This is a genomic window from Streptomyces sp. 4N124, assembly GCF_052245395.1.
Lineage (GTDB): Bacteria > Actinomycetota > Actinomycetes > Streptomycetales > Streptomycetaceae > Streptomyces.
On record NZ_JBQQBS010000067.1, the window covers coordinates 21,385 to 37,734 of the forward strand.

Below are 16,350 nucleotides of genomic sequence, written 5' to 3' on the forward strand. Positions count from 1 at the left end.
GCCTGAGCGGACCGGCCTTTTTGTGCGCCCGTAGTCCGTTCACGCCGCCGCCGGCAGGTCCGGACGCAGGGGCCACGCCGGGTCCACTGCCTCCTCGGTGCCGCTGCGGGCGAACCATGCCTGCAGGCCGCGTGCCTGTGCCGCGTGCCACACGGCCTGCAGGGCGTGCAGTTGGGCGGGGGAGAGACGCTCCAGCCGCGCGGCGAAACGGCGCCCCACCGCCCGTACGACATCCAGTGCGGCCACGGCATCGGCCGACGCGTCGTGCGCGCCGTCCAGGACGACGCCGTAGTGCGCACACAGGTCGGTGAGGGTGCGGCGGCCCTTGCGGTAGCGGTCGAGATGCTTGTCGAGGACGCGCGGGTCGAGCACCAGCAGCGGCGACGTCTCGAACCAGTGGTCCAGGGACGAGGCCCGATGGCGCCGCAACTCGCGGTCCAGGATGGTCAGATCGAAGGGTGCGTTCATCACCACGAGCGGACGGCCCGCAGCCGCCTGCTCGGCCAGTTCACTGGCTATCTCATGCATCACCGGCGCCGGCCAGCGGCCGTTGCGCTGCAGATGCTCGTCCGTCAGTCCGTGTACCGCCGTCGCCCCCTCGGGCACCGGCACACCCGGGTTGACCAGCCACCGGCTCACCCGCGGCCGGGCATCCGGGGCGTCCTGGACGACGACGGCGGCCGACACGATCCGGTCGGTCTCGACGTCCACGCCGGTGGTCTCCGTGTCGAACGCGGCCAGAGGGCCCTCGTACCAGCACGTCATACCTACACAACTCCTCGTTCACCCACGGCAGCTGACGCACCGTCTTCTGCCCGTTTGGTGATACCCGGGCTGTTTGCGGCGTACGCGGGCCGGACACAACAGGAGTGCGGGTCTTTGCAGTTCAGCGGGCCCGTTCGCGGGGATTCACTTGCTTGGAAGGCTATTGGTCATGGCGATAGCGCAGCCCGAACGGGGCGGGCTGCTGCCCGCTCGGACGGGCCCCCATCGCGGTTCACTCGCCACCACCGCCTGCATGGAGACACTGCAGGTGGGCTATCTGCACGCCGTCGCCGCCGCGGCGGGCTGTTCGCTGTCCCAGCCCTTTCCGGACAACGGCATCGACTGGCACGTCAGCCACAGCGCCGCCGGGCACACCGTCGACGACGAAGTCACCATCAAGGTGCAGCTCAAGGCGACGTACCAGATCCCGCCCAACCCCCCGGGGCGCTTCTTCTCCTTCACGCTCGACAACGACCACCTGGCGAAGCTCGCCCGCACGCCGGTGTCCGTGCACAAGATCCTGGTCGTGATGCTCGTCCCGCGGTCCCAGGACGACTGGCTGCGCGCCAGCCACGACCGGCTCGACCTCAGGCACTGCTGCTACTGGGTCAACCTGGCCGGTCACGCCATCACCGGTCGGCGCCGGACCACCGTGCGGATTCCGACCTCACGCATTTTCGACGACCGGGCGCTGTGCGAGATCATGACGCGGGTCGGGACGGGAGGCAGGCCATGACACACCGCTCGCTGGAGGAGCCGGTACGACCAGGGCGGCCGCATCCCGTGGATGCGCAGTGGAACCGGCCGCCCGAGCCCGGCGAGGTCGACCCCGCCGTGCTCAGCGCCCTGCTGCACCGCCACGGCTGGCAGCGCCGCGGCGGAGCCGCCGGACGCTACGGCCGCTGGACCCCGCCGGGGCCCGGCGGCGCCGGCACGAGCCTGCTCGTGCCGGAGAACCGTGCCTTCCCCGACAGCGACGACCTGCTTGGCGAGGCCCTCGTCGCGCTGTCCCGCAGCGGCTCGCCCTCCGCCCGCGAGGTCCTGGTCGGCCTCACCGTGCCCAGCGACGAGATCCGCTGGTGGCGCGATGTACCGACCGGGCCGGCCGGCGCCGCGCCATGGATGGTCGAGGAACAGCTGCGCACGGCCGCCCGCCAGATGCTTCTGGCGGGTGCTCTCGCCACACGCGCGCGGGCCGGCTACTACGGCGCCCGGCACCGCCGCCCCGCCGCCGCGTCCCTGGAGAACGTCCTCGTCGGCGCCGCGACCGGCGGCCGTCAGCTGACCGCGTTCGTGCCCGTCGACACCGGCCGCCTGCTCGCCGTACGCCTGCACCAGGCCCTGTACGCCGCCCGCGAGGCCATCGACTACCAGCGGGCCACCGGCGGCATGGACGCCTTCGACGGCGCCATCGAGGCGGGCGTCAGCCGTGAACTGACCGAGGCGCTCGTCACCCTGGTCCGTGGCACCGAGGGCGCCCGCGTCGCCGTCGAGTGGGCGCCCGGCGCCGGGGTGCCCGAGGGCTGTGCCGCAGGCGCCGAGGCCGTCGAGTTCTCGCCCGGCGACCTGCCCGTGCTGCGCGAGGCAGGGGCCCGCTATCTGCGCGAGGAACCGTCCATGGCGGTCCGGATCACCGGGACGGTGACCCGGATGCGCCGGTCGGGGCCGCGCGGCGAGGGCGCCGTACGGCTGCGGGTGATCGCGGGCGCCGAGGTCCCGCACATCCGGCTGACCCTGGACGAGGAGGCGTACCGCATCGCCGGGCACGCCCACCTCGTCGGACTGCCGGTGCGGGTGCACGGCCGGCTGGAGAGCCGGGGCGGCTTCCGCAGGCTCACCGGCGCCTCCGGGGTCGTACCGGTGCAGGTGGACGACGCCGAGCGGGACCGGCTGATGAAGTCGCTCCAGGAGAACCTGGACTTCTTCGAGGAGGCCTGCGGAGGCGACGATCACGAGGCCGGCCTGGACGCCGACTTCGGGGACTGATTTCGCGGTGGGACGTCCCGGGTCGGTACGATCCGGTATTGCGCGCGCTCCAGGTACGGCGCCCGCACCCACCTTCAGTCAGGAGAGACCGGTGTCAGACGTCCGTGTGATCATCCAACGCGATTCCGAGCGGGAAGAGCGCACGGTGACGACGGGCACTACGGCCGCCGAGCTCTTCGCCGGCGAGCGCTCGATCATCGCCGCGCGCGTGGGCGGCGAGCTCAGGGACCTGTCGTACGTGCTCTCCGACGGGGAAGCGGTCGAGGGCGTCGAGATCTCCTCCGAGGACGGCCTGAACATCCTGCGCCACTCCACCGCGCATGTGATGGCGCAGGCCGTGCAGGAGCTGTTCCCCGAGGCCAAGCTGGGCATCGGCCCGCCCGTCAAGGACGGCTTCTACTACGACTTCGACGTCGAGAAGCCGTTCACGCCCGAGGATCTCAAGGCCATCGAGAAGAAGATGCAGGAGATCCAGAAGCGCGGACAGAAGTTCTCCCGCCGTGTGGTCACCGACGAGGCCGCCCGGGAAGAGCTGGCCGGTGAGCCGTACAAGCTGGAGCTGATCGGCCTCAAGGGCTCGGCATCCTCCGACGACAGCGCGGACGTCGAGGTCGGCGCGGGCGAGCTGACGATCTACGACAACCTGGACGCCAAGACCGGCGACCTGTGCTGGAAGGACCTCTGCCGCGGTCCCCACCTGCCCACCACCCGGAACATCCCGGCGTTCAAGCTGATGCGCAACGCGGCCGCCTACTGGCGCGGCAGCGAGAAGAACCCGATGCTCCAGCGCATCTACGGCACCGCCTGGCCCACCAAGGACGAGCTGAAGGCACACCTCGACTTCCTCGCCGAGGCCGAGAAGCGCGACCACCGCAAGCTGGGCAACGAGCTGGACCTCTTCTCCATCCCCGAGCAGATCGGCTCCGGCCTCGCCGTCTTCCACCCCAAGGGCGGGATCATCCGCCGCGTGATGGAGGACTACTCGCGCCGCCGTCACGAGGAAGAGGGCTACGAGTTCGTCTACACCCCGCACGCCACCAAGGGGAAGCTCTTCGAGACGTCGGGCCACCTCGACTGGTACGCCGAGGGCATGTACCCGCCCATGCAGCTCGACGAGGGCGTGGACTACTACCTCAAGCCCATGAACTGCCCGATGCACAACCTGATCTTCGACGCGCGCGGCCGGTCGTACCGTGAACTGCCGCTGCGGCTCTTCGAGTTCGGGACCGTGTACCGGTACGAGAAGTCGGGCGTCGTACACGGCCTCACGCGTGCGCGTGGCTTCACGCAGGACGACGCGCACATCTACTGCACCCGCGAGCAGATGTCGGAGGAGCTCGACAAGACGCTCACCTTCGTCCTCGGCCTGCTGCGCGACTACGGCCTGACCGACTTCTACCTGGAGCTGTCCACCAAGGACCCGGAGAAGTTCGTCGGCTCCGACGAGGTCTGGGAGGAGGCCACCGAGACGCTGCGCGAGGTCGCCGAGAAGCAGGGGCTGCCGCTCGTTCCGGACCCGGGCGGCGCCGCCTTCTACGGCCCGAAGATCTCCGTGCAGACCAAGGACGCCATCGGCCGCACCTGGCAGATGTCGACGATCCAGCTCGACTTCAACCTGCCCGAGCGGTTCAACCTGGAGTACACCTCGCCCGACGGCTCCAAGCAGCGCCCGGTCATGATCCACCGCGCCCTGTTCGGCTCCATCGAGCGGTTCTTCGCGGTGCTCCTGGAGCACTACGCGGGCGCCTTCCCGGCGTGGCTCGCACCCGTGCAGGCCACCGGCATCCCGATCGGTGACGCGCACGTCGAGTACCTGGAGAAGTTCGCCGCGGCGGCCAAGAAGCGGGGGCTGCGGGTCGAGGTCGACTCGTCCTCCGACCGGATGCAGAAGAAGATCCGCAACGCCCAGAAGCAGAAGGTGCCCTTCATGGTCATCGCGGGCGACGAGGACATGGCGAACGGCTCGGTCTCCTTCCGCTACCGCGACGGTTCACAGGAGAACGGCATCCCCTTCGACGAGGCCCTCGCGAAGATCGTGAAGGTGGTCGAGGAGCGGGCGCAGGTCTGACACCTACGTGAGGCCCCCGGGAGTTCAACTCTCCGGGGGCCGCTCTTCGCCCTCATACGCGAAGACCTGCAACAGCCACGACGAGAACGACCCGGTGACCGCGCCGAGCAGCGCCAGCCCGCAGGCCATCATCCCGACCGCGATCAGCCGTCCGACCGGTGTGACGGGCGTGATGTCGCCGTACCCGACCGTCGAGAGCGTCGCGCAGGCCCACCAGACCGCATCACCGAAGGTCCGCATGTTCGCGTCCGGCGCCGCGTGCTCCTGCTGGTAGACGGCGAGGGCTCCGGCGAATCCGAGCAGCACCGTCGACAGTCCGGCGTAGGCGATCACTCGCGCGTGCAGCGCGAGCCGCGGCCGACCGTGCCGACGCTGCACGGCTTCATACAGCCGCACCACCCGCAGCGGACGCAACAGAGGCAGCACCAGCACCACGGTGTCCAGCACATGCGACCGTACGAAGCCCAGCCGCCGCCCGCTCAGCCGCCACCGCACCCCGTAGTCGACGGCGAACAGAGCCCAGGCGCCGGCCAGCACGGCGAAGCAGACGTCCCGCCAGACGTCCGGCAGACCATGGGCGAGGACGAGCACCCCATACGCGGCGAGATAGACCAGCGACGCGATCGCGAGGGGCACTTCGGTGCGCCGCTCCCAGCGGCCCTGGCGGCTGTCGGCATCCACCGGCTCAGCTTCGCCCGCGGCGCTGGTCGGGCAACCCCGGCGACACGCCGCGAACGGGCGAAGCCATATGCTTCCTTGCATGACGAGTGAGCCGGAGCAGCAGTTGGGAGTGGGGACGCAGGACGCGTTCCAGCGCCTGTGGACGCCCCATCGGATGGCCTACATCCAGGGTGAGGGCAAGCCGACCGGCCCCGGTGCCGAGGACGGCTGCCCCTTCTGCTCCATCCCGGCCAAGTCCGACGAGGACGGTCTGATCGTCAGGCGCGGCGAGCAGGTCTACGTCGTGCTCAACCTGTACCCGTACAACGGTGGGCACCTGATGGTCGTGCCGTACCGTCATGTCGCCGACTACACGGACCTCACCGATCCGGAGACCGTCGAGCTGGCCGCGCTGACCAAGCAGGCGATGACGGCACTGCGGACCGCCTCCGGCGCGCACGGCTTCAACATCGGCATGAACCAGGGCTCCGTGGCGGGCGCGGGCATCGCTGCCCATCTGCACCAGCACATCGTCCCGCGCTGGGGCGGCGACACGAACTTCATGCCGGTCGTCGGCCACACGCGCGTGCTGCCCCAGCTCCTCGCGGACACCCGCAAGATGCTGGCGGAGGCCTGGCCGACGGCCTGAGCCCGGCCCGGCCTCCGGCCGCCGCTATGCGTCGTACACGTCCGCCTTCCTCGGCATCGGGTCCTGTACGGCCGTGCTGAGGAACGCCGACCTGTTGCCGAACTTCTCGGTGTCCACGCCGTTCTCCTCCAGCACCTTGATCGCCGCCGAGTGCACGACGCGCAGCACCGGTGTGGCGGCGCGCAGGGCGTCGTCGGCCATGAAGCGGTGGCGCCACGGCTGATCCGCCCACGCGTGCCGCAGGCCGAAGGGCTCGGGCAGGGCTATGGTGCCGCCGAGCCAGTTCAGCAGGGGCGGATACCAGGAGATCGGGGCCCGCACCGCCAGCCGTACCACCTCGTCGCTGTTGACCAGGGGAAGCTTCACCTTGCGGGTCTCCCACGGCTTGAACGACTTGGCGACTTCCTTGGTCGGTGCCTCGGGCTTGCTGGTGAACAGCCCGTTCACCGGGCCGAGGGCGTGGCCGGTGACCTCGATGCGCAGCGTCTGGTGCAGCACCGTCACCGTGATCAGCATGGTGATGACCAACTGCCCGTCCCAGAGCACCCACTGGACACCCAGGTAGTGCCGGTCACCGCTGCCGAACTGCTGCTTGTTGCAGATGTCCTGTATCGCGTGCGACTTGATCTGGTAGGCGTCCACGTCGGTGCCCTCGGGCCGCGAGACCGCCTTGGCGTTCTCCGCGATGGGCGTGACGATCCAGTGGCGTATCGACGCCTTGGGGAAGCCGCCGGTGTTCAGCGTGTTCCGCTCCAGCATGCGCAACTGGTCGTGGATGGACCGGACGACGTCCCAGCTGCGGAACGGGTGGATCTCCCGGTCCGCGTCGGCCGGGATCAGATCCTCGGCGAGCTGCCAGGAGCCCCAGCGCGTGCCCATGCCGAGTATGCCCTTGGGCCCGGCGTAGAACACGGAGTTGGACTGCTGCTCGGCGCTGAGCTTGGCCAGGGACTGGCGCAGCTGCTCGGCCGCGGTCTCGCCGGGGCTGCTCGGCACCGCTTCCGGCACCTTCGCACCGACGCTGCTGCCGGCCAGCAGACTGTCCCACCGCCCCCGCAGGTCCTTCGAGGTGCGCTCGCAGATCTGCTTGGCCCAGAACCAGCCGACCACCGGCATGACCACACAGGCCCGCGCATACCAGAGCCAGAAGCCGGAGAACGGCGTACGGATCAGGAAGATCACGGCGAGGGCGCCCGCCGCGACGAGCAGCCCGGTGGCGAACGCGCCGGCCTGCTTGTCCTCCCGCTTGGCGATGATGGTGCGCAGCGTGAAGATCAGCAGCCAGACCAGCAGCCCGGGCAGGAACACCACACCGCACAGCACCATGACGAGGCTCAGCAGTCTGTCGCGGTCCTTGCGGATGTTGTTCGCGGCCAGGCAGTGCTCGACGACGACCTGCGGTTCGCTGCCGAAGGACTGGATGAGCGGCTTGCGGCCCGGGCCCAGCATGCGGTCCACCACGGCCCGGGAGAACGCCTCACCCAGGTTCGGCCGGAAGATCTTCGCCCACTTGCGGCCTTCCTTGACGGTGGTCTGGTGCCATTCGTTGTCGGCCTTCTTGATGTCGCCGACCAGATTGTCCCGGTAGGCCGCCGAGGCCAGCGCGAACGTCGCCGTCTGGTCCCCGTCGCCCGTGCGCGGCACCTGCGGCCCGAAGATGTCCGCGTAGCCGCTGTCAAAGGTCATTCCCGCCCCCGATCGCCGCGACTCTCGCTTTTGCGGCCTTCCCGACTTCCTTGCCCTGCACACCTGTTGATCAGGTCTTCAGCGTATCCGCAGGCACCGACATCCGTCGGCGGACGGCCCAAGCCGCCCGCCGACGCGGAAGGAAGCGTTCCGTAAACGTCACTTGTGGTGCGCCCGGCGCCAACTACTAGGCGTCGCGCGCCTCTTCACGGATCCTTTCGGCGATCTGCGGCGGCATCGGCTCGTGCCGCGCGTACGAACGGTTGAAGCGCGCTGTGCCGTGCGACAGGGACCGCAGGTCGACCGCGTACCGGCCGATCTCGATCTCCGGCACCTCGGCCCGTACGAGGGTCCGCGCGCCGGTCGTCTGCTCGGTGCCCAGCACCCGGCCGCGCCGCCCCGACAGGTCGCTCATCACGGCGCCCACGTAGTCGTCGCCGACCAGGACGGTCACCTCGGCCACCGGCTCCAGCAGATGGATCTTCGCGTCGGTCGCGGCCTCCCGCAGCGCCAGCGCGCCCGCCGTCTGGAACGCGGCGTCGGAGGAGTCCACCGAGTGCGCCTTGCCGTCGAGGAGCGTCACCCGGATGTCGATGAGCGGGTATCCGGCCGCGACTCCCTTGGCGGCCTGGGCCCTTACGCCCTTCTCGACCGACGGGATGAACTGCCGGGGCACCGCGCCGCCGACCACCTTGTCCACGAACTCGATGCCCGAGCCGCCCGGCAGCGGCTCCACCTCGATCTCGCAGATCGCGTACTGCCCGTGCCCGCCGGACTGCTTCACATGTCGGCCGCGCCCGCCGGACTTGTTCGCGAACGTCTCCCGTAGGGAGACCTTGTGCGGGATCACGTCGACCTGGACGCCGTACCGGCTGCGCAGCCGCTCCAGCGCGACATCCGCGTGCGCCTCGCCCAGGCACCACAGCACGACCTGATGGGTGTCCTGGTTCTGTTCGAGCCGCATGGTCGGATCTTCGGCGACCAGCCGGGACAGGCCCTGCGAGAGCTTGTCCTCGTCGGCCTTGCTGTGCGCCTGGATGGCCAGCGGCAGCAGCGGGTCGGGCATCTGCCAGGGCTCCATCAGGAGCGGGTCGTCCTTGGCCGAGAGCGTGTCGCCGGTCTCCGCGCGGCTCAGCTTCGCCACGGACGCCAGGTCCCCGGCGATGCAGTGGGAGAGCGTGCGCTGCTGTTTGCCGAACGGTGCGGACAGGGCGCCGATCCGCTCGTCGACGTCGTGGTCCTCGTGCCCACGGTCGGCGAGTCCGTGCCCGGAGACATGCACGGTCTCGTCGGGGTGCAGGGTGCCGGAGAAGACACGCACCAGGGAGACCCGGCCGACGTACGGGTCGGACGCCGTCTTCACGACCTCCGCGACCAGGGGCCCGTCCGGGTCGCAGAGCTTGAGCTCGCGCGGCTTGCCGTCGACCGTGGTGACCCGGGGCGCCTCGCGCTCCAGAGGGGTCGGGAAGCCGCCCGTGACCAGTTCCAGCAGCTCGACCGTGCCGAGGCCCTGCCGGGCGCCGTCGGCCGCGGGGGCGGCGGCCAGGACGGGGAAGAAGACCCCGCGCGCGACGGCCCGCTCCAGGTCGTCGATCAGCGTCTTGACGTCGATGCTCTCGCCGCCGAGATACCGGTCCATGAGGGTCTCGTCCTCGCTCTCCGAGATGATCCCCTCGATCAGCCGGTTGCGGGCCTCCTCGATCAGCGGCAGCCGCTCCGGATCCGGATCCGACTCCTTGCGCTCGCCGGTCGAGTAGTCGAACAGCTTCTGCGACAGCAGCCCGATCAGCCCGGTCACGGGCGCGTGCCCGTCGGGCGCCGGTGGACCGTGCAGCGGCAGATACAGCGGCAGTACGGCGTCGGGGTCGTCCCCGCCGAAGGCCTCCGCGCAGATCCGCGTCATCTCCTCGTAGTCGGCGCGTGCGGCCTCCAGGTGCGTGACGACGATCGCGCGGGGCATGCCGACGGCAGCGCACTCCTCCCAGACCATGCGGGTCGAGCCGTCCACCCCGTCCGACGCGGAGACGACGAAAAGGGCCGCGTCCGCCGCTCGCAGACCGGCCCTCAGCTCTCCGACGAAGTCGGCGTATCCGGGGGTGTCGAGGATGTTGACCTTGATGCCGTCCCATTCGACGGGCACCAGGGAGAGCTGCACCGAACGCTGCTGCCGGTGCTCGATCTCGTCGTAGTCCGAAACGGTGCCGCCGTCCTCCACACGGCCCGCCCGGTTCACTGCCCCCGCCGTGAGTGCGAGGGCTTCCACCAACGTGGTCTTGCCCGATCCGCTGTGGCCGACCAGCACCACATTCCGTACGGACGCGGGGTGGTCGGCCGCTGTTGCCCTGCCGGCGGCTCCGGGGTGTGCGTTCGCCTTGTCGCCCATGGCCTTGCCTCCCGTGCACGGTGAGGTCTCTGTGGGCGCGGACACGCGGCTCCGCGTGCGGTGGCGGCTCCGGCGACGCCCGCGGTCCTTCGAGCTTTCCACTCCCGTCACGGTGCGTCCATACGGCGGACGCGATCTGGCCGCCCGCCGTCTGTTGCGGACGGTCCGGCCGCTCCCACGGCCGGTGGCGGGTGCCCGGACGTCGCCGACACGCGCGCGTGGCTACGATGGGCCAGCCGGTAGCCAGCAGGGGCCGTCCGGCGACACCGAGCCCTCGGGAAGGCCATGCTGAACAAGTACGCGCGTGCATTCTTCACGCGTGTCCTCACACCGTTCGCCGCGTTTCTCATCCGCCGCGGGGTCAGCCCCGACACGGTGACGCTCCTCGGCACCGCCGGAGTGGTCGCGGGAGCGCTGGTCTTCTACCCGATGGGCGAGTTCTTCTGGGGCACGGTCGTGATCACGCTGTTCGTGTTCTCCGACCTCGTCGACGGCAACATGGCCCGCCAGCTCGGCCGCTCCAGCCGCTGGGGCGCCTTCCTGGACTCCACGCTCGACCGGGTCGCCGACGGCGCGATCTTCGGCGGCTTCATCCTCTGGTACGCGGGCGGCGGCGACGACCTCGTCCTGTGCGCCGTCTCGATCTTCTGCCTGGCCAGCGGCCAGGTGGTGTCGTACACCAAGGCCCGTGGCGAGTCGATCGGCCTGCCGGTCGCGGTCAACGGACTGGTCGAGCGCGCCGAGCGCCTGGTGATCTCCCTGGTCGCCGCCGGTCTCGCGGGCCTGCACGACTTCGGCGTGCCCGGTATCCAGTACCTGCTGCCGATCGCCCTGTGGGTCGTCGCCGTCGGCAGCCTGGTCACGCTGATCCAGCGGGTCGTCACGGTCCGCCGGGAGTCGGCCGAGGCGGACGAGGCCGCCGAGCGGGAGAATGCCTCCCAGGGGAGTGAGGCGGCGAAGTGAGCGCGCAGGATCGGCTGACGGACGCGCTGTACGGGATCGGTTGGAGCACGGTCAAGAAGCTCCCCGAGCCGGTCGCCGTACGGCTGGGGAACACGATCGCCGACGCCGCCTGGAAGCGGCGCGGCAAGGGCGTACGGCGGCTGGAGAGCAACTACGCGCGCGTGGTGCCCGACGCGAGCCCGGAGCGCCTCGCCGAGCTCTCGCGCGCGGGCATGCGCTCGTATCTGCGCTACTGGATGGAGTCCTTCCGGCTGCCGGCCTGGAGCGCCGAGCGCATAAGGAACGGCTTCGACCCCAAGGACATCCACAACCTCACGGACGGCCTCGCCTCCGGCCGCGGCGTCGTCCTGGCCCTGCCCCACCTGGGCAACTGGGACCTGGCCGGCGCCTGGGTCACCACCAAGCTGCAGACGCCCTTCACCACGGTCGCCGAGCGCCTGAAGCCGGAGACGCTGTACGACCGTTTCGTCGCCTACCGCGAAGGCCTCGGCATGGAGGTCCTGCCACACAACGGCGGCTCCGCCTTCGGCACCCTGGCCCGGCGGCTGCGTGAGGGCGGTCTGGTCTGTCTGGTCGCCGACCGGGACCTGTCCGCCTCCGGCGTCGAGGTCGAGTTCTTCGGCGACACGGCCCGGATGCCCGCCGGACCCGCACTGCTCGCCCAGCAGACGGGCGCGCTTCTGCTGCCGGTGACACTCTGGTACGACGACTCGCCCATCATGCGGGGCCGCGTACACCCCCCGATCGAGGTGCCCGAGGCAGGTACGAAGGCAGAGAAGACGTCTGTCATGACACAGGCGTTGGCGGATGCCTTCGCCGGCGGGATCGCCGACCATCCGGAGGACTGGCACATGCTGCAGCGGCTGTGGCTCGCCGACCTGGAACCCCGACCGTCCGACGGGGAGCGGCCGTGAGAATCGGCATCGTCTGCCCGTACTCCTGGGACGTGCCGGGCGGCGTCCAGTTCCACATCCGCGACCTCGCCGAATACTTCATCCGCCTCGGCCACGAGGTGTCCGTCCTCGCTCCCGCCGACGACGACACCCCGCTCCCGCCGTACGTCGTCTCGGCAGGCCGCGCGGTCCCGGTGCCGTACAACGGCTCGGTGGCCCGGCTGAACTTCGGCTTCCTGTCGGCGGCACGGGTACGGCGCTGGCTGCACGACGGCGCCTTCGACGTGGTCCACATCCACGAGCCGTCCTCGCCCTCGCTCGGCCTGCTCACCTGCTGGGCGGCGCAGGGCCCGATCGTCGCGACCTTCCACACGTCCAACCCGCGCTCCCGGGCGATGGTCGCCGCGTACGCCATCCTCCAGGCCGCGCTGGAGAAGATCAGCGCGCGGATCGCCGTGAGCGAGTACGCCCGCCGCACCCTCGTGGAGCACCTCGGCGGCGACGCCGTGGTGATCCCGAACGGTGTGGACGTCGACTTCTTCGCCAAGGCGGAGCCCAAGCCCGAGTGGCAGGGCGACACGATCGGCTTCATAGGGCGCATCGACGAGCCCCGCAAGGGTCTGCCGGTGCTGATCAAGGCGTTGCCGAAGATCCTCGCCGCCCGTCCGCAGACCCGGCTGCTGGTCGCGGGGCGCGGCGACGAGGAGGAGGCCGTGGAGACGCTGCCCAAGGAAATGCGCTCCCGGGTCGAGTTCCTCGGCATGGTCAGCGACGAGGACAAGGCCCGTCTGCTGCGCAGCGTCGACCTGTACGTCGCCCCCAACACCGGCGGCGAGAGCTTTGGGATCATCCTCGTCGAGGCCATGTCGGCGGGAGCCCCCGTGCTCGCCTCGGACCTGGACGCGTTCGCGCAGGTACTCGACCAGGGCGGCGCGGGCGAGCTGTTCGCCAACGAGGACGCGAACGCCCTCGCCGAGGGCGCCGTACGCCTCCTGGAGGACCCCGAGCGCCGGGCCGAGCTGCGGGCACGCGGCAGCGTCCACGTCCGGAGGTTCGACTGGTCCACGGTCGGCGCGGACATCCTGTCGGTCTACGAGACGGTGACCGACGGTACGACGGCGGTGGCGGCGGACGAACGCGCTCCGGGGTTGCGGGCGCGGCTGGGGCTGGCGCGCGACTGACCCCGCACGCGCGCGTGGTCGTTCCGTTCGGACACGCTGACCACAGTTGCTCCACAGAGCCCGGCTAACCTTGCCGCCCGTGACCGCAACCCTGATCTGGATCCTCGTCGCCCTCGTGGTGATCGGCCTCTACCTGAGCTGGACCGCAGGCAGGCTCGACCGGCTGCACGCCCGCATCGACGCCACCCGCGCCGCGCTCGACGCCCAGCTGCTGCGCCGCGCCTCGGTGGCCCAGGAGCTGGCGACCTCCGGCGTGCTCGATCCGGCCGCCTCGATCGTCCTGTACGAGGCGGCGCACGCCGCGCGGCAGGCCGAGGAGGAGCAACGGGAGGTGGCCGAGAGCGAGTTGAGCCAGGCGCTCAGGGCCGTGTTCGCCGAGGCGCAGCAGGTGGAGGCGGTACGGGAGGCGCCCGGGGGAGAGGCGGCCACGCATGAACTCACCGAGGCGGTACGCCGGGTGCCGATGGCCCGCCGCTTCCACAACGACGCCGTGGGAGCGGCCCGGAGACTGCGGGAGCACCGCAAGGTGCGCTGGTTCCGGCTGGCCGGTCACGCGCCGTTCCCGTTGGCCTTCGAGATGGACGACGAGCCCCCGGCGGCCCTGATGGTGCGGGCCGCGTAGCCGCGCCCGCACCCAAAACGATCCACCGGCTCCTCATTGGCCCTTGCTGTGGCCTGGTCCCCTCGCGTTTCCTCGGTGTTCGCAGAAACCCTCTTTCACCGAGCGAGGTCACCCGTGTCCAGCACGCTTCCCCACTCCGCCCAGACGCCCGAGACCGGCACCGCGCGCGTGAAGCGCGGCATGGCCGAGCAGCTCAAGGGCGGCGTGATCATGGACGTCGTCACGCCGGAACAGGCGAAGATCGCCGAGGACGCCGGCGCCGTGGCCGTCATGGCGCTGGAGCGGGTCCCGGCCGACATCCGCAAGGACGGCGGCGTGGCCCGTATGTCCGACCCGGACATGATCGAGGGCATCATCGAGGCCGTCTCCATCCCGGTCATGGCCAAGTCCCGCATCGGCCACTTCGTCGAGGCCCAGGTGCTGCAGTCCCTCGGCGTCGACTACATCGACGAGTCCGAGGTCCTCACCCCGGCCGACGAGGTCAACCACTCCGACAAGTGGGCCTTCACCACGCCGTTCGTCTGCGGCGCCACCAACCTCGGCGAGGCCCTGCGCCGCATCGCCGAGGGCGCGGCCATGATCCGCTCCAAGGGCGAGGCCGGCACCGGCAACGTCGTCGAGGCCGTCCGTCACCTGCGCCAGATCAAGAACGAGATCGCCCGCCTGCGCGGCTACGACAACAACGAGCTGTACGCCGCCGCCAAGGAGCTGCGCGCCCCGTACGAGCTGGTCAAGGAGGTCTCGGAGCTGGGCAAGCTGCCGGTGGTCCTCTTCTCCGCCGGTGGTGTCGCCACCCCGGCCGACGCCGCGCTGATGCGCCAGCTCGGCGCCGAGGGCGTCTTCGTCGGCTCCGGCATCTTCAAGTCCGGCGACCCGGCCAAGCGCGCCGCCGCCATCGTGAAGGCGACCACCTTCTACGACGACCCCAAGATCATCGCGGACGCCTCCCGCAACCTCGGCGAGGCCATGGTCGGCATCAACTGCGACACCCTCCCCGAGGCCGAGCGCTACGCGAACCGGGGCTGGTAATGACCGCTCCCGTAGTCGGAGTGCTCGCGCTCCAGGGCGACGTACGGGAGCACCTCGTCGCCCTGGCCGCGGCCGATGCCGTGGCCAGGCCGGTGCGGCGCCCCGAGGAACTCGCCGGGATCGACGGCCTGGTCCTGCCCGGCGGCGAGTCCACCACCATCTCCAAGCTGGCCGTCCTCTTCGGCGTGATGGAACCCCTCCGCGCGCGCGTGCGGGACGGCATGCCCGTCTACGGCACCTGCGCGGGCATGATCATGCTCGCCGACAAGATCCTCGACCCGCGCTCGGGCCAAGAGACGATCGGCGGCATCGACATGATCGTGCGCCGCAACGCCTTCGGACGGCAGAACGAGTCCTTCGAAGCGGCGGTCGATGTGCAGGGCATCGCGGGCGATCCTGTGGAGGGCGTCTTCATCCGCGCCCCCTGGGTGGAGTCCGTCGGCGCCGCGGCCGAGGTGCTCGCCGAGCACGACGGCCACATCGTCGCGGTCCGCCAGGGCAACGCGCTGGCCACGTCGTTCCACCCGGAACTGACCGGCGACCACCGCGTGCACGGCCTGTTCGTCGACATGGTGCGCGCGTACCGGACGACGGAGTCCTTGTAGGATCTGGAGGTCCCCCAGGCCCTTAAGATCTGGGGGAGTTCGTTCGGAGATGGGTTACGCGAAGGAGACAGGCAGATGTCCGGCCACTCTAAATGGGCCACGACGAAGCACAAGAAGGCCGTGATCGATGCCAAGCGCGGCAAGCTCTTCGCGAAGCTGATCAAGAACATCGAGGTCGCGGCCCGCACCGGCGGCGCCGACCCCGACGGAAACCCGACGCTGTACGACGCCATCCAGAAGGCGAAGAAGTCGTCGGTTCCGAACAAGAACATCGACTCCGCGGTCAAGCGCGGCGCCGGCCTGGAGGCCGGTGGCGCCGACTACGAGACGATCATGTACGAGGGCTACGGCCCCAACGGCGTCGCGGTGCTCATCGAGTGCCTCACCGACAACCGCAACCGCGCCGCCTCGGACGTCCGCGTCGCCATGACCCGCAACGGCGGCTCCATGGCCGACCCCGGCTCCGTGTCGTACCTCTTCAACCGCAAGGGCGTCGTGATCGTCCCCAAGGGCGAGCTGACCGAGGACGATGTCCTGGGTGCCGTCCTCGACGCGGGCGCCGAGGAGGTCAACGACCTCGGTGAGTCCTTCGAGGTCCTCAGCGAGGCCACCGACCTGGTCACGGTCCGTACCGCCCTCCAGGACGCCGGCATCGACTACGACTCCGCCGAGGCCAACTTCGTCCCGACCATGCAGGTCGAACTGGACGAGGAGGGCGCCAAGAAGATCTTCAAACTGATCGACGCTCTCGAGGACAGCGACGACGTCCAGAACGTCTTCGCCAACTTCGATGTCAGCGACGAGATCATGGAGAAGGTCGACGCGTAACGCTGCCGCGGGCTGAGCGGATTCGGCGGGCC

General features: G+C 70.2%; 15 protein-coding genes. 11 read left to right on the top strand and 4 right to left on the bottom strand.

The window, feature by feature from the left end; genetic code table 11:
- Positions 1-39: 39 nt before the first annotated feature.
- Entirely contained in the window at positions 40-765 is a 726-nt protein-coding gene (locus ACTWQO_RS41450) for a 3'-5' exonuclease (RefSeq protein ID WP_443242544.1), read from the bottom strand.
- Between the two features lie 169 nt (positions 766-934).
- Here ACTWQO_RS41450 and ACTWQO_RS41455 point away from each other — a divergent pair, with 169 nt between their 5' ends.
- From ACTWQO_RS41455 to thrS, 3 genes are all read left to right on the top strand, one after another.
- Positions 935-1,501 carry a DUF4365 domain-containing protein gene (locus ACTWQO_RS41455; RefSeq protein ID WP_301978373.1) on the top strand — a complete coding sequence of 189 codons (567 nt, stop codon included), beginning with the start codon at positions 935-937 and terminating at the stop codon, positions 1,499-1,501.
- A complete protein-coding gene (locus ACTWQO_RS41460) occupies positions 1,498-2,751 on the top strand; it encodes a hypothetical protein (protein ID WP_443242545.1) in 1,254 nt (417 codons plus the stop codon). Before ACTWQO_RS41455 ends, ACTWQO_RS41460 begins: the two co-directional genes overlap by 4 nt.
- A 91-nt stretch (positions 2,752-2,842) precedes the next feature.
- A complete protein-coding gene (thrS, locus tag ACTWQO_RS41465) occupies positions 2,843-4,819 on the top strand; it encodes a threonine--tRNA ligase (RefSeq protein WP_443242546.1) in 1,977 nt (658 codons plus the stop codon).
- A gap of 24 nt (positions 4,820-4,843) precedes the next feature.
- Here the strand turns inward: thrS and ACTWQO_RS41470 are convergent, their stop codons facing one another.
- Positions 4,844-5,500: a potassium channel family protein gene (locus ACTWQO_RS41470; protein ID WP_443242547.1), complete on the bottom strand. Its 657-nt coding sequence runs from the start codon at positions 5,498-5,500 to the stop codon at positions 4,844-4,846.
- Positions 5,501-5,567: 67 nt separating this feature from the next.
- Here ACTWQO_RS41470 and ACTWQO_RS41475 point away from each other — a divergent pair, with 67 nt between their 5' ends.
- Positions 5,568-6,128: an HIT family protein gene (locus ACTWQO_RS41475; protein WP_443242548.1), complete on the top strand. Its 561-nt coding sequence runs from the start codon at positions 5,568-5,570 to the stop codon at positions 6,126-6,128.
- A 24-nt stretch (positions 6,129-6,152) separates the two neighbouring features.
- Here the strand turns inward: ACTWQO_RS41475 and ACTWQO_RS41480 are convergent, their stop codons facing one another.
- Together ACTWQO_RS41480 and ACTWQO_RS41485 are read right to left on the bottom strand one after the other, a co-directional pair.
- Positions 6,153-7,814 (bottom strand): hypothetical protein, encoded by a 1,662-nt coding sequence (locus ACTWQO_RS41480; protein WP_443242549.1) that lies wholly within the window; start codon positions 7,812-7,814, stop codon positions 6,153-6,155.
- Positions 7,815-8,001: 187 nt separating this feature from the next.
- On the bottom strand, positions 8,002-10,197 hold the full coding sequence (locus tag ACTWQO_RS41485) for an elongation factor G-like protein EF-G2 (RefSeq protein ID WP_443242570.1): 2,196 nt from the start codon (positions 10,195-10,197) through the stop codon (positions 8,002-8,004).
- 285 nt (positions 10,198-10,482) lie between these two features.
- Here ACTWQO_RS41485 and pgsA point away from each other — a divergent pair, with 285 nt between their 5' ends.
- The 7 genes from pgsA (at position 10,483) to ACTWQO_RS41520 (ending at position 16,318) form a co-directional block, all read left to right on the top strand.
- A complete protein-coding gene (gene pgsA, locus ACTWQO_RS41490) occupies positions 10,483-11,160 on the top strand; it encodes a phosphatidylinositol phosphate synthase (protein ID WP_443242550.1) in 678 nt (225 codons plus the stop codon).
- On the top strand, positions 11,157-12,074 hold the full coding sequence (locus ACTWQO_RS41495) for a phosphatidylinositol mannoside acyltransferase (protein ID WP_443242551.1): 918 nt from the start codon (positions 11,157-11,159) through the stop codon (positions 12,072-12,074). The genes pgsA and ACTWQO_RS41495 overlap by 4 nt, the downstream gene beginning before the upstream one ends.
- Positions 12,071-13,234, top strand: a complete 1,164-nt coding sequence (locus tag ACTWQO_RS41500; protein ID WP_443242552.1) for a glycosyltransferase family 4 protein — start codon at positions 12,071-12,073, stop codon at positions 13,232-13,234. Before ACTWQO_RS41495 ends, ACTWQO_RS41500 begins: the two co-directional genes overlap by 4 nt.
- Positions 13,235-13,313: 79 nt before the next feature.
- Positions 13,314-13,856 (top strand): hypothetical protein, encoded by a 543-nt coding sequence (locus ACTWQO_RS41505; RefSeq protein ID WP_443242553.1) that lies wholly within the window; start codon positions 13,314-13,316, stop codon positions 13,854-13,856.
- Positions 13,857-13,970: 114 nt separating this feature from the next.
- Positions 13,971-14,885 (top strand): pyridoxal 5'-phosphate synthase lyase subunit PdxS, encoded by a 915-nt coding sequence (pdxS, locus tag ACTWQO_RS41510; RefSeq protein WP_443242554.1) that lies wholly within the window; start codon positions 13,971-13,973, stop codon positions 14,883-14,885.
- Positions 14,885-15,490, top strand: coding sequence for a pyridoxal 5'-phosphate synthase glutaminase subunit PdxT (gene pdxT, locus ACTWQO_RS41515; RefSeq protein WP_443242555.1), 606 nt, complete (start codon positions 14,885-14,887; stop codon positions 15,488-15,490). Before pdxS ends, pdxT begins: the two co-directional genes overlap by 1 nt.
- 75 nt (positions 15,491-15,565) lie before the next feature.
- Entirely contained in the window at positions 15,566-16,318 is a 753-nt protein-coding gene (locus ACTWQO_RS41520; protein ID WP_443242556.1) for a YebC/PmpR family DNA-binding transcriptional regulator, read from the top strand.
- Positions 16,319-16,350 lie beyond the last annotated feature (32 nt).

Excerpts from the sequence above, each read along its gene's own strand:
- ACTWQO_RS41450 (WP_443242544.1), bottom strand. The coding sequence starts at position 765 with ATGACGTGCTGGTACGAGGGCCCTCTGGCCGCGTTCGACACGGAGACC.
- ACTWQO_RS41455 (WP_301978373.1), top strand. The coding sequence starts at position 935 with ATGGCGATAGCGCAGCCCGAACGGGGCGGGCTGCTGCCCGCTCGGACG.
- ACTWQO_RS41460 (WP_443242545.1), top strand. The coding sequence starts at position 1,498 with ATGACACACCGCTCGCTGGAGGAGCCGGTACGACCAGGGCGGCCGCAT.
- ACTWQO_RS41475 (WP_443242548.1), top strand. The coding sequence starts at position 5,568 with ATGCTTCCTTGCATGACGAGTGAGCCGGAGCAGCAGTTGGGAGTGGGG.
- ACTWQO_RS41480 (WP_443242549.1), bottom strand. The coding sequence starts at position 7,814 with ATGACCTTTGACAGCGGCTACGCGGACATCTTCGGGCCGCAGGTGCCG.
- ACTWQO_RS41485 (WP_443242570.1), bottom strand. The coding sequence starts at position 10,197 with ATGGGCGACAAGGCGAACGCACACCCCGGAGCCGCCGGCAGGGCAACA.
- pgsA (WP_443242550.1), top strand. The coding sequence starts at position 10,483 with ATGCTGAACAAGTACGCGCGTGCATTCTTCACGCGTGTCCTCACACCG.
- pdxT (WP_443242555.1), top strand. The coding sequence starts at position 14,885 with ATGACCGCTCCCGTAGTCGGAGTGCTCGCGCTCCAGGGCGACGTACGG.
- ACTWQO_RS41520 (WP_443242556.1), top strand. The coding sequence starts at position 15,566 with ATGTCCGGCCACTCTAAATGGGCCACGACGAAGCACAAGAAGGCCGTG.